Source organism: Streptoalloteichus tenebrarius, assembly GCF_024171885.1.
In the GTDB taxonomy this organism is placed as follows: domain Bacteria; phylum Actinomycetota; class Actinomycetes; order Mycobacteriales; family Pseudonocardiaceae; genus Streptoalloteichus; species Streptoalloteichus tenebrarius.
Genome location: NZ_JAMTCP010000080.1, coordinates 1 through 11,172, shown reverse-complemented (window position 1 = coordinate 11,172; position 11,172 = coordinate 1). Strand labels below are relative to the sequence as shown.

The window sequence follows — 11,172 nt, the reverse complement described above, 5'->3', positions numbered from 1 at the left end:
AGTGGCAGTGGCCCGAGTGCTCCGCGTGCGCCGAGGCCGTCAGCGAGATCGCCGACCGGCGGGCGCTGGTCGAGCGGCGGCGACGCCACGAGATCGAGGACCTCCACGCCTACGGCGGCCAGCCCCTGACCCGACACACCCGCCGCGCCTGAGAGGTCTCGCCATGAACGCCACCGACCAGGCCGCCGTCGACGCCTTCCCCGAACTCGCCCACCTCATCACCCTGCGCAACGGCGGGTGGCGGTTCCTCCCGCCCCTGACCCGGGATGGCCGGCCCGTCGAGGTTGACGGGTTCCGGGAGTGGCCGGGCGGGTGGCGCGACGTGATCGGGGTCCGCTCGCCCACCGACGTCACCGGCCTCCGCATGACCGACGAGGAACACCGTCTATAGTGGACAGCCATCCCCAGTGGACAGCCATCCCCAGTTGGACAACAGTCCACAGTGGACAACAGTCCACAGTGGACAACAGTCCCCGTGGGCCGCGTGGCCGGTCAGGCGCGACAGGTGGGCAGACCGCCGTGGAAGGCGACGATCTCCTGGAAGATGCCGACCACGTCGAGGGGCACTCCGCGCTCCAGCCCCCGCTCCTCCGCCATCGCCCGATGCAGGTTGCCGACGATCCGCTCGGAGTCGAGCAGCCCGGCGAACTCGCCCATGTCCAGCTCCCTGGCCGCGTCGAGGGGGCTCAGCCCCGCCGCGACCGCCTCCCGCGCGACGCGCCGCAGCCACTCGAAGTACCGGAGATTGGCGTCGAGGACCTCGGGGCCGCCGACCGGGCCGTGTCCGCACACGACGGTCTCCGCGCCAAGCCCGCGCAGCCGCTCCAACACCTCCAGCGAGCCGCTGACCGAGCCCATGAGCACGAACGGCGCGCACCCGGACATCGCGATGTCGCCGGTGAAGAGCACCCGGCGTTCGGGGACCCACACCACCACGTCGTTCGTGGTGTGGGCGGGGCCGGGGTGGAACAACTCCACGCGCAGGTCGTCGCGGTGCAGCGTCAGCCGGTCGGCGAAGGTCGTCGTGGCCGGGTGCACGACGACCTCGCCCCAGCACACGTCGGGCCAGAGGTTCCGCAGCGCGAGGTCGTTCTCGATGACCTCCGCCCGGTTGCGCTCGTGCGCGACGACCTCGGCGTCCGGCGTGAACACGAAGTTGCCGAATGTGTGGTCCCCGTGGCTGTGCGTGTTGATGACGGTACGCGGCACGACGGGCGTCAGCTCGGCGATCCGCGCCCGCAGCGCGCGGGCCCTGGTCTCGGTGGCCGCCGTGTCGATGACCGTGGTGGTACCGGGGGTCACCAGGACGCCGGCGTTGTTGAGACACCACCCGCCGTCGGGCTGGACGTAGGCGAAGACGCCGTCGGCGACCTCCGTCATCTCCGCCGGCGGCGTGGTGTCCGCGATCGTGGTCGCTGCCTGGCTCATGCGGGACGCGCCCCCTCTCGACTCACGTCGGGCAGCACCGAGGAGGCGTGCCCCTTGCGGTCCAGCGCGATCCGCCGCTCCAACACCACCCACGAGTCGCCGCGCCGCGCCAGCACGTCCTGGATCACCGTGTTGGCCCACGTCCGCGTGGGCTGCTCCCGCCCCGTCTCGACAACGAGCACGTAGGCCCTGGTCAGCAGGGTGCCGTCGGAGCGCTCCCACACCGCGAGCATCGTCATCAGGTGCCGGTGCACCACGCCCCGCTCGTCGCGGCGGTCGGCCCCGGCCCGCGTCGCCGGCAACAGCTCGGCGTGCCCCCGCAACGGCTCGGGCAGCCCGTTGGAGACGAACACCCCGTCCTCGGCGAAGGTGTTCACCCATCCGTCGACGTCATGTTCGTCCAGCAGGTACATCTGCTGCGCGTAGAACTGGTGGACCTCGTGGTACAGCTCGCCGGCGACCGGCGTCGCCACAACGTCAGGCGCGGACACGGGCGCCCTCCTTCGCTTGCGGGACAAGGAAAAGCGGCCACCGGCCGCCTCCCCCACCCTCACAGGGCCGGCTAGAGGACGACTGGACGCGGCATGGACACCACGCGGTGTCCCCTGGCCCAGCAGCAGGTCTCAACCGCACCTCTAACCGGCTTCGAGGCGGAAACCCAAGACTGGCACGCGAATTCGCCTCCGACGGAGAGGAACGGGGATGGCCAGCAACGAGGGTTCGGTCGCGATCGTCACGGGCGCGACGCGCGGCATCGGGCTCGCCGTGACCAGGACGCTCGCCGCGGCGGGCATGCGCGTGTTCGTCTGCGCCAGGAACAAGGACACCGTGGCCGAGACGGTGCGCCAGCTCCGCGGCGAGGGCCACGAGGTCGACGGCGTCGCCTGCGACGTCCGCTCGGCCAACGAGGTGCGCGACTTCGTGCGCGCCGCCGTCGACCGCTATGGCAGCGTCGACGTCCTGGTGAACAACGCCGGCCGCCCCGGCGGCGGCCCCACGGCCGACATCAGCGACGAGCTGTGGTTCGACGTCATCAACACCAACCTCAACAGCGTGTTCCTGATGACACGCGAGGTGCTGACCACCGGCGGCATGCGGGGCAAGGCTCGCGGCCGCATCATCAACATCGCCTCCACCGGCGGCAAGCAGGGCGTGGTGCTGGGCGCCCCCTACTCGGCCTCCAAGCACGGCGTCGTCGGCTTCAGCAAGGCGCTGGGCCTGGAGCTGGCCAGGACCGGCATCACGGTCAACGCGGTCTGCCCCGGCTACGTCGAGACGCCCATGGCCGAGCAGGTCAGGAGCAACTACGCGCGGATCTGGGACACCACGACCGACGACGTGCTGGAGCGGTTCAACGCCAAGATCCCGCTGGGGCGCTACGCCACGCCGGAGGAGGTCGCCGGGATGGTGGCCTACCTGGTGAGCGACGCCGCCGCCCCCGTCACCGCCCAGGCGATCAACGTCTGCGGCGGCCTCGGCAACTACTGAGCCGCCCACAGTCGCGAGGAGGGAACGAGCGCATGACGGGTTCCGTGGTCGCCGACGGGCCGCTGCACCGCACCGAGCACGAGATCACGATCGCGGCGTCCGCGAGCGAGGTCTACCAGCTCATCGCGGACGTGACGAGGTGGCCGGTGGTGTTCGGCCCCACCGTCCACGTCGAGCACCTGGAGCGGAGCGCCACCCGCGAGCGCTTCCGCATCTGGGCCACCGCCAAGGACGAGGTCAAGACCTGGACCTCGGTCCGGGAGCTGGACCCGGTCGCCCGCACGATCGCGTTCCGGCAGGAGGTCTCCCAGCCCCCCGTCGCCAGGATGGGCGGGCGCTGGCGCATGGAGGCCGTCGCCGCCGGCCGCACCCGCGTGGTGTTCGGCCACACCTACCGGGCGATCGACGACGACCCGGACAGCCTCGCGTGGATCGACGAGGTGGTGGACCGCAACAGCCGCGTCGAGCTGGCGGGCCTCCAGTCCGCGGCGGAGCGGGGCCGCGCGCTGGACGAGCTGTCGTTGACCTTCGAGGACACCGTGCGGATGGCGGGTCCTCGGGCCGCCGCGTACGACTTCGTGCGCGAGGCCGCCGAGTGGCCGCGGCGGCTGCCGCACGTGGCCCGGCTCGCGCTCACCGAGGACGAGCCCGGCGTGCAGGTGATGGAGATGGACACCATCAGGCCCGACGGCACCGTCCACACCACTCGGTCGGTCCGGATCTGCTTCCCGCAGGAGAAGATCGTCTACAAGCAGCTCGTGCCGCCCGCGCTGCTGTCGGCGCACACCGGGTGCTGGCTGTTCGAGGAGACCGGGGACGGCGTCGCCGTCACCTCCCGGCACACCGTCGTGGTCGACCCCGAGGCGGTCCCGACAGTCCTCGGGCCGGGCGCGACGGTCGCCGAGGCCCAGGAGTTCGCCAGGAACGCCCTGAGCCGCGACAGCATGACGACGCTGCTGCGGGCGAAGTCCTTCGTCGAGCGGGCCAGGGGAGCCGCGGGATGAGCGGGCGGACGGGGCAGGACGAGTCGCTGCGCGACGCCGCCGTCGTCGTGACCGGGGCCGGCAGCGGGATCGGCCGCTCGGTCGCGCACGCGTTCGCCGACGCGGGCGCGCGGGTGCTCGCGCTGGGCCGACGGGCCGCGAAGCTGACCGAGACCGCGCGGGGGCGGCAGGGCATCCGTCCCTTCGCCGTCGACATCACCGAGCCCGGCGCGCCGGAGGCGGTGGCCGAACGGGCGCTGGCCGAGTTCGGGCGGATCGACGTCCTGGTGAACAACGCGGCGGTGGTGGTGCGGTCGCCGCTGGGCCGGATCGACCCGGAGCAGGCGCGCCAGCAGGTCGCCACGAACCTCATGGCCCCGATGTTCCTCGCGCAGTCCTGCCTGGAGCCGCTGCGCGCCGCCAGGGGCACGATCGTCAACGTGAGCACCGCGGGCGCGGTGCGGGGCTGGCCGGGGAACTCCGTCTACGGGGCGACCAAGGCGGGCCTGGACTTCCTGACCCGCACCTGGGCGGTGGAACTGGCGCCGCACGGCGTGCGGGTGGTGTCGGTGGCTCCCGGCCCGATCGAGACCGAGATCGCGGAGAACGCCGGGTTCAGCGAGGAGCGGATCGCCGAGCTGCGGCGCACCCAGCGGGCGAGGGTGCCGATGGGCCGGATCGGGCAGCCGGAGGAGGTGGCGTGGTGGGTGGTGAACCTGGCGCGCCCGCACTCGGGCTTCACGACGGGTGTCGTCGTCGCGGTCGACGGCGGGGCCAGCGTGGCGATGTAGCCGGTCTCCGCCCCGGCGCGGCGTCGGGGTCGGTGTCGGGGTCGGTGTCGGGGCAGGGCCTCGGCGAGCGAACGGGGAAGGCCGCGTCCCGGTGGGACGCGGCCTTCCCGTCCTCCGTGTCGGTCCCACGCCACCCACACCACCCTCGCTGATCCACTGTGGACGGACGGCACCCCTGGCGGACAAGAAGCGTCCACAGTGGAATGAACACGAGTGGGCCGCCCCGTCGGGACGGGGCGGCCCACCGACGTGTTCCGCGCGTCACGCCGCCCTGCCGGGCGCGCCCTCGTGCACGACCTGGCAGATGTGCTGGTCGGGCTCGACCAGGTCCACCATCTCGGCGAACATGGCATGGAACCGCTCGTCCCTGCCCGCCCGCTCGAAGTCGCTGGCGTCCCGCCACACCGCCACGTTGAAGTAGGTCCTGGGGTCGGTCTGCGACCGGACGAGCTGGTAACTGATCAGTCCCTCCTGCGTCTCCATGAACGCGCCGGCGCGCGCGTAGAGCCGCTCGTACTCCTCCGGCGAGCCCTTGATGGTCATCTTGTTGACGAGGACGATCACGGTGTTCCCTTCCTGTCGTGGGTGGCGCCGGCCGTGCTGGCCGTGCTGGCCGTGCGGGCCGTGCTGCCTGTTCCGGTCGCGGGTGGCCGACCGACGCCCACGGGCGGGGCCGGCCACCCGCGGCGGTCAGCCGATGGAGGCCAGGTCGAGGGAGAGACGCGGCGCGCTCGGCGCGTCCACGTCGAGCACCGGGTCGACCGCGAGCATGGCCTCGTGCAGCCGTCTGATCCGCTGTGACGGCTCAAGGCCCAGCTCCTCGGCGAGGGTCCTGCGGAGCTGGCGGAACACGGCGAGCGCCTGCGCCTGCCGGCCGGAGCGGTAGAGCGCGAGCATGTACTGGGCCTGGAGGTTCTCGTGCACCGGGTGCTGCGAGGCGAGGGCGCTCAGCTCGCTCAGCAGCTCGTGGTGCCGGCCCAGCCGCAGCTCGGCCTCGAAGCACTGCTCCAGGGTGCACAGGCGGGACTCCTCCAACCCCACCAGGTGCGTGTGCAGGCGCTGTCCGATGTGGACGTCCATCAGGGCCGGTCCGCGCCAGACCGCCAACGCCTCGCGGAACAGGTGGGAGACGCGACGGTCGTCGCCGTCACGCTGGGCGGAGCGCCCCTGCGCCACCCACCGCTCGAAGTGGAACAGGTCGAACGAGTGCGGATCGACGACGAGCACGTACCCCCGGGACCCGGTGACCAGGATCCGCCTGGCGGCGTCCAGCGACCCCACCGTCGGGGACGCGGCCAGTGCCCGCCTGATCTGGAGGATGTAGGTCTGGAGCGTCTGGACGGAACTTCGGGGTGGATGTGTTCCCCATAATTCCTCCATGCACGCGTCGGTGGCGACGAGTCGATTGGCGTTCAACAACAGCAACGCCACCAGTTGTCTCTGTTTCGGCGCTGTGGGCAGATAGGACACCCCGTTCTCGCGCATGAGCAGCGGTCCAAGGACTCCGAATTCCATGATGACCTCAACGGATAGGTTTTCACGCGCCTTCAGGCGAGGACTGCACGCGGGAACGACAGTGTTTCCACGCACTGTTCGGCGATCCGGGGCGGCGAACGGGAAGGAGCGGGGCCGAACGACGCGCGACGCGGCCGGGGGCGGCGTCGGGGAGGTCGTGGCGCCGCGCCGACGGCGGCACGTGGCCGAAAAGGACGCCAAGCGCCGGACACCCCGGACGGAACGGGGGCGCCGGCGCGGCGAACCACCCGGATCCGCTCCGTGGACGATGGGCACTATCAGCGAGAACAGGGCACGGACCTTGTCACGCGACCACATCTCATCGCGGTTTACCCCCAGTCTCCTCCGGATTGCGGTCAACGGCAGAGCGAGTCGTTCACAATCTTTCAGAACCGCGCAGTGAGAAAGAAACAAGTCGGGGCGCACCCATCGCAAGGCACCTCCCCAGTGATCCCGATTCACTGATCGGGATCCGGCCTTGTCGCTTATTTTCAGAGCACGTGATCGCACTGTAGCACAGCGACATGAGGGGGTCTACCTCGCAATACGCGGGGGTTGTTAAGGTACTCCACCCGAGTGAGTCATTTCCAACATCTTTCTCATTGTCAACCCGGGTGCCGTCGCTTCTACTCCGGGTCGATCCGCCCTCTAGCCGACGGCGGTTGAATGCGGTCGACCCGTCCCGCCTTTTGGTTTGCCCCTCGGGCGAACCGGACGAAACGGACACGGTCCCCGCCGATGCGCCGGCGGGTCGTCGACGAGGAGGAGATGCCCGTGGTCGTGTTCGTGAACAAGCTCATCCTGACCGGCTCCCCTGAGGAGCTGGAGGCCGCGTACGCGGAGGTCGCGGAGTTCATGCTCACCCAGCCCGGGCTCGTGCGCTTCCAGTTCGTGCGCTCGCTGGAGCACCCCGAGGTCTACTTCAACATCGCCGAGTGGGAGGACAAGGAATCGCTCGACCGCTCGTTGGCCGACCCGGAGTTCCACGCGCGCGTGAGCAGGGTGTTCCCCCTGATCAAGGGCGACCCGCACGTCACCACCGTGATCCAGCGGGGCGCGCCGGCCCAGGTCTGAGGCTCGACGACCCTGAACCCCAACGACACAGGGCCGACGACACAGAGCCGACGACACAGGGCCGTCGGACGGACACCGTCCCGTCCGGCGGCCCTGTCGCCTGCCCACCCCGACGGGCCGCCACCGGTCGCGGCGCGCGCCCAGCCCGGCGAGGACCGGGCGCCCGCCGTAAGAACCAAACTCCGGAAATCCACACGGAAGTTGGTTCGGACGGGCGCGGCCCAGGGGAGTCAGCGCCTGCCGGCGTCGGTCGTATTTCCTTCGGAGCACAGGGATTCCACCCTCGACGGCCTCAAGCGCGGTCGCGCGCCGCTCCGCTGCCCCGCGCGCGCTGACGTCGTCCGAACCGGCTGAACATGCCGAGCAGGCGTGACGGACGCTGGGGGTCGTCGGCCACGCCTGCTCGGGTCACCCGTCGAGACGGGTGAGCTTCGGGGCGAGCCCGGCGTCAGCCCGCGAGGATCCGCCGGGCCTCGGCCAACAGCTCGCACTGCCGGCGCCAGTCCTCGCCGAAGGTGCACACCACCATCTGCTCCACACCCACCTCCGCATAGGTGGCCAGGCTCTCGGCGACCTTGCTCGGCGGGCCGCTCACGACCAGCGCGTCGGCGTGCTCGTACGGCAGGTTGAACTGCCCGGAGAGCTGCTGCGCGAGCTGCTCGTGCGGCAGGCCGCCGAGATGCGCGCCGAGCGTGGCGAACAGTTGCGCGCCGACCCTGGGCATCGGCCGGCCGGCCGCCTCGGCCAGCTCGCGCAGCTCGTCGCGGCCCTGCTTGATCTCGCCGGGGGTGGCCAGCGCGGGCAGCCAGCCGTCGCCCAGCCGCGCGGTCCGCCGCAGCGCGACCGGGGAGTTGCCGCCGACCCACACCGGAGCGGGGGGCACCGCGGGGAGCAGGGAGATCGAGGCGTCCTCGACGTAGGGCACGGCGGTCCGCTCCCCCGCCAGCAGCGACGGGAGGGCCCGCAGGGCGGCGTCGGTGCGCTTGCCCCGCTCCGAACGCGGGACGCCCACGGCCGCCCACTCGTCCGGCCACTCCCCGCCCACGCCGACGCCGAGCAGCAGCCGGTTGTTCGACAGCACCTGAAGGGTCTGGATCTGCTTGGCCGCCCAGGCGACCGGCCGCATCGCGAGCTGGAGGACGGCGAAGCCGAGCCTGATCCGGTCGGTCGCCGCCGCCGCGGCGGCCAGCGTCAGGCCGCTCTCCAGGATCGGCCAGTGGGTGGCGAGGTGGTCGCCGGCCCACAGCGCGTCCAGGCCGAGGTCCTCCACGTGCCGGGCGACCGCGACGGGGTCGGGGACGACGCCGTCGGACGCGTCCAGGGACGAGTGGTTGATGCCGATCTCAGGCAACACGGTGGACTCCTACTGGGGGGAGGGGAGGAACTGCGTGTCGTCGCGGCAACTGTCGGGTGGCTCCGCCTCCCGCCCCTCGTCCCCGTCCCACCCTGCGGGGGGAGCGACGGACCTGGTGGCCGGTTCGAGCACGAAGTACTCGTCGAGCTGGGTTCCGCTGAGGGCGGGGCCGGGCAGCGGCGGGGCGTCGCCGGCCGCCATGCCGTCCAGGGCGAGCCGGAGGTGGCGGCGGGTCAGCTCGCGGCGCAGCTCGGGAGGGGCGCTGGGCAGCGGGCGGGTGAGCAGCGTGAGCAGCAGCCGGATGTCTCCCACCGTGACGTCGGCGCGCAGCGCGCCCTCGGCGCGCGCCCCGGCGACCATGCGGCCGAGCAGCTCGGACACCTGGCCGACCACCCTCAGCACCTCGGGGTCCCTGGGGACCCGACCGCCGACGACCGGTGCCAGGGCGCTGTCGCCGAGGTCGCCGGCGCGCAGCACGAAGCGCCGCAGCGCGTCCCACGCCGTGGGCTCCTCGACCCAGGCCTGCCGCGCCTCGGCCAGCACCGCGTGGGCGTGGTCGACCACGACCTGGCGGATCAGGCCGGACCGGTCGCCGAAGTGCCGGTAGAGCGTGCCGATGCCGACGCCGGCTCGGCGCGCGACCTCCTCCAGCGGGACGTCGGCGCCGCGCTCGACGAACGCCGCCCTGGCGGCGTCGAGCAGCCGGGTCCGGTTGCGACGGGCGTCGGAGCGGCGGGCCACCTCGTCCGACACGGGTTCCACCCGGCCCCGGCCGTCGTCAAACGGAGACATGGCCGCCACTTTAAGATCATTTCCGGAGGATCGACATCCCCCGGAGCCGCCAAACCTGTCCGACCTCTCTCAGGGCGCGCCGGAGAGGGACGGGACCACCAGCGCGAATCCCGATCGCAACCACCGAAGGTGATCGTGCGCACACGGTCCGTTCCACTCCTTCGGCCGTCACCCACATGGCCCGGGAGTCGACAGAAGAAGGCCAGGGACGCGCCGAGGGGGCGACAGGGGATGGGGGCCCCGTCAAACCCGGTCGAACCCCGTCGAACGCGGTCGAACCCGGTCGAGATCAGCCGAGATCGGCCCAGGACCTGCGACGCGAGACACACCGGTTGGTTACTGGTGAGTAATATGTCGTAGTCTCGCCCGGCAACACTTCCCGCACAGGAGGCCGCGAGCATGGGTGCTCTGCAGATCACGTTGGGGCTGATCTGCGTCGCCGTGACTGTCGTCGCAGTGGCGATGCTGGTGCGGACCGTGATCCAGATGGTGCGCACGGTCCGCCTCGGCCAACCGGACCCGACCCGCAACGGCCCGATCGGCGCCCGCGTGGTCACCACGGTCAAGGAGGTCCTCGGGCACACCCGGATGCTCAAGTGGACCAAGGTGGGCATCGCCCACTGGTTCGTGATGATGGGCTTCCTCGGGATGCTCCTGGTCGTGGCCGAGGCCTACGGCGAGGTGTTCCAGCCGAGCTTCGAGCTGCCGCTCCTCGGCGAGTGGGCGCCGTGGAACCTCTGGGTGGAGGTCCTGGGCTGGGCCACGGTCGTCGGCATCCTGGTGCTGATCGTGATCCGGCAGCTCCACCACCCGCGACGCGCCGAGCGCCAGTCCCGGTTCGCCGGCTCGCACATGGGGCGCGCCTACTTCATCGAGGGCATCGTCCTCGTCGAGGGTCTCGGCGTGGTGTGCATCCGCGCGGTCAAGCACGCCGCCGGCCTGATCCACCCGCCGGTCTGGGCCGCCCCGCTCACCCACGCGCTGGGCTCGGTCGCGCCGAGCAGCACGACGCTGATCTCCGTCCTCGCCGCGATCAAGATCCTGAGCGGCATGGCGTTCATCGTGGCGATCTCGCTGAACATGACGATGGGCGTCGCCTGGCACCGCTTCACCGCGTTCTTCAACATCTACTTCAAGCGCAACGCGGACGGCGCCGTCGCCCTTGGCGCGGCCAAGCCGATGATGAGTGGTGGCAAGCCGCTGGACTTTGAGGAAGCCGACCCGGACACCGACGTGTTCGGTGCGGGCAAGGTCGAGGACTTCTCCTGGAAGGGCTGGCTGGACTTCACCACCTGCACCGAATGCGGCCGCTGCCAGTCCCAGTGCCCCGCCTGGAACACCGGCAAACCCCTGTCCCCGAAACTGCTCATCACCAGCCTCCGCGACCACGCCTACACCAAAGCCCCCTACCTGTTGGCCGGTGGGCGTAAGGACATGGCCGGTGAGGAGGTCGGCATCACCGGCGACAACGCCGAGCAGCGTCTGGCTGGCATTGATGTGTTGGCGTTGGCGGAGGCGGAGCGGCCGCTGGTCGGTGGCCCGGACGAGCTGGGGGTGATCGACCCCGAGGTGCTGTGGTCCTGCACCACCTGCGGGGCGTGTGTGGAGCAGTGCCCGGTCGACATCGAACACGTCGACCACATCATCGACATGCGCCGCTACCAGGTGCTGATCGAGTCGAACTTCCCCACCGAGCTGGGAGGGATGTTCAAGAACCTGGAGAACAAGGGCAACCCGTGGGGGCAGA

At 71.2% G+C, this 11,172-nt stretch carries 12 protein-coding genes; 6 read left to right on the top strand and 6 right to left on the bottom strand.

The features are described from left to right. Positions 1 to 163: 163 nt before the first annotated feature. Positions 164 to 391: a hypothetical protein gene (locus tag LX15_RS31700; protein WP_253674840.1), complete on the top strand. Its 228-nt coding sequence runs from the start codon at positions 164 to 166 to the stop codon at positions 389 to 391. Positions 392 to 492: 101 nt separating this feature from the next. Here LX15_RS31700 and LX15_RS31695 read toward each other — a convergent pair whose 3' ends face one another. Together LX15_RS31695 and LX15_RS31690 are read right to left on the bottom strand one after the other, a co-directional pair. Beyond that, on the bottom strand, positions 493 to 1,428 hold the full coding sequence (locus LX15_RS31695) for an MBL fold metallo-hydrolase (RefSeq protein ID WP_253674838.1): 936 nt from the start codon (positions 1,426 to 1,428) through the stop codon (positions 493 to 495). Continuing rightward, on the bottom strand, positions 1,425 to 1,919 hold the full coding sequence (locus tag LX15_RS31690; RefSeq protein WP_253674836.1) for a nuclear transport factor 2 family protein: 495 nt from the start codon (positions 1,917 to 1,919) through the stop codon (positions 1,425 to 1,427). Before LX15_RS31690 ends, LX15_RS31695 begins: the two co-directional genes overlap by 4 nt. A 211-nt stretch (positions 1,920 to 2,130) precedes the next feature. On the opposite strand from LX15_RS31690, the gene LX15_RS31685 reads away from it, so the two are divergent. Genes LX15_RS31685 through LX15_RS31675 form a run of 3 tightly spaced genes read left to right on the top strand, consistent with a single transcriptional unit; the run spans position 2,131 to position 4,690 of the window. Next, on the top strand, positions 2,131 to 2,916 hold the full coding sequence (locus LX15_RS31685; protein ID WP_253674834.1) for an SDR family NAD(P)-dependent oxidoreductase: 786 nt from the start codon (positions 2,131 to 2,133) through the stop codon (positions 2,914 to 2,916). A gap of 32 nt (positions 2,917 to 2,948) precedes the next feature. Then, positions 2,949 to 3,920: an aromatase/cyclase gene (locus tag LX15_RS31680; protein WP_253674832.1), complete on the top strand. Its 972-nt coding sequence runs from the start codon at positions 2,949 to 2,951 to the stop codon at positions 3,918 to 3,920. Further along, positions 3,917 to 4,690, top strand: a complete 774-nt coding sequence (locus LX15_RS31675) for an SDR family NAD(P)-dependent oxidoreductase (RefSeq protein WP_253674830.1) — start codon at positions 3,917 to 3,919, stop codon at positions 4,688 to 4,690. Before LX15_RS31680 ends, LX15_RS31675 begins: the two co-directional genes overlap by 4 nt. A 261-nt stretch (positions 4,691 to 4,951) precedes the next feature. Here the strand turns inward: LX15_RS31675 and LX15_RS31670 are convergent, their stop codons facing one another. Continuing rightward, positions 4,952 to 5,254 carry an antibiotic biosynthesis monooxygenase family protein gene (locus tag LX15_RS31670; protein WP_253674828.1) on the bottom strand — a complete coding sequence of 101 codons (303 nt, stop codon included), beginning with the start codon at positions 5,252 to 5,254 and terminating at the stop codon, positions 4,952 to 4,954. Positions 5,255 to 5,380: 126 nt separating this feature from the next. Next, positions 5,381 to 6,205 (bottom strand): AfsR/SARP family transcriptional regulator, encoded by an 825-nt coding sequence (locus LX15_RS31665; protein ID WP_253674826.1) that lies wholly within the window; start codon positions 6,203 to 6,205, stop codon positions 5,381 to 5,383. A 738-nt stretch (positions 6,206 to 6,943) separates the two neighbouring features. Between LX15_RS31665 and LX15_RS31660 the strand changes: the two genes are divergently transcribed. Beyond that, on the top strand, positions 6,944 to 7,279 hold the full coding sequence (locus LX15_RS31660) for an antibiotic biosynthesis monooxygenase family protein (RefSeq protein WP_253674824.1): 336 nt from the start codon (positions 6,944 to 6,946) through the stop codon (positions 7,277 to 7,279). A gap of 448 nt (positions 7,280 to 7,727) precedes the next feature. On the opposite strand, the gene LX15_RS31655 is transcribed toward LX15_RS31660, so the two are convergent. Further along, a complete protein-coding gene (locus LX15_RS31655; protein WP_253674822.1) occupies positions 7,728 to 8,633 on the bottom strand; it encodes an LLM class flavin-dependent oxidoreductase in 906 nt (301 codons plus the stop codon). 9 nt (positions 8,634 to 8,642) lie between these two features. Beyond that, the gene (locus tag LX15_RS31650) at positions 8,643 to 9,425 is read right to left on the bottom strand and encodes a TetR/AcrR family transcriptional regulator (RefSeq protein WP_253674820.1); all 783 of its coding nucleotides are present in this window, start codon (positions 9,423 to 9,425) and stop codon (positions 8,643 to 8,645) included. A 399-nt stretch (positions 9,426 to 9,824) separates the two neighbouring features. On the opposite strand from LX15_RS31650, the gene LX15_RS31645 reads away from it, so the two are divergent. Beyond that, on the top strand, positions 9,825 to 11,172 hold a 1,348-nt coding region (locus LX15_RS31645; RefSeq protein ID WP_253674818.1), incomplete at its 3' end, for a 4Fe-4S dicluster domain-containing protein.

Coding starts and splice junctions, on each gene's coding strand:
- LX15_RS31665 (WP_253674826.1), bottom strand. CDS start 6,205: ATGGAATTCGGAGTCCTTGGACCGCTGCTCATGCGCGAGAACGGGGTG.
- LX15_RS31680 (WP_253674832.1), top strand. CDS start 2,949: ATGACGGGTTCCGTGGTCGCCGACGGGCCGCTGCACCGCACCGAGCAC.
- LX15_RS31650 (WP_253674820.1), bottom strand. CDS start 9,425: ATGTCTCCGTTTGACGACGGCCGGGGCCGGGTGGAACCCGTGTCGGAC.
- LX15_RS31660 (WP_253674824.1), top strand. CDS start 6,944: ATGCGCCGGCGGGTCGTCGACGAGGAGGAGATGCCCGTGGTCGTGTTC.
- LX15_RS31685 (WP_253674834.1), top strand. CDS start 2,131: ATGGCCAGCAACGAGGGTTCGGTCGCGATCGTCACGGGCGCGACGCGC.
- LX15_RS31675 (WP_253674830.1), top strand. CDS start 3,917: ATGAGCGGGCGGACGGGGCAGGACGAGTCGCTGCGCGACGCCGCCGTC.
- LX15_RS31695 (WP_253674838.1), bottom strand. CDS start 1,428: ATGAGCCAGGCAGCGACCACGATCGCGGACACCACGCCGCCGGCGGAG.
- LX15_RS31700 (WP_253674840.1), top strand. CDS start 164: ATGAACGCCACCGACCAGGCCGCCGTCGACGCCTTCCCCGAACTCGCC.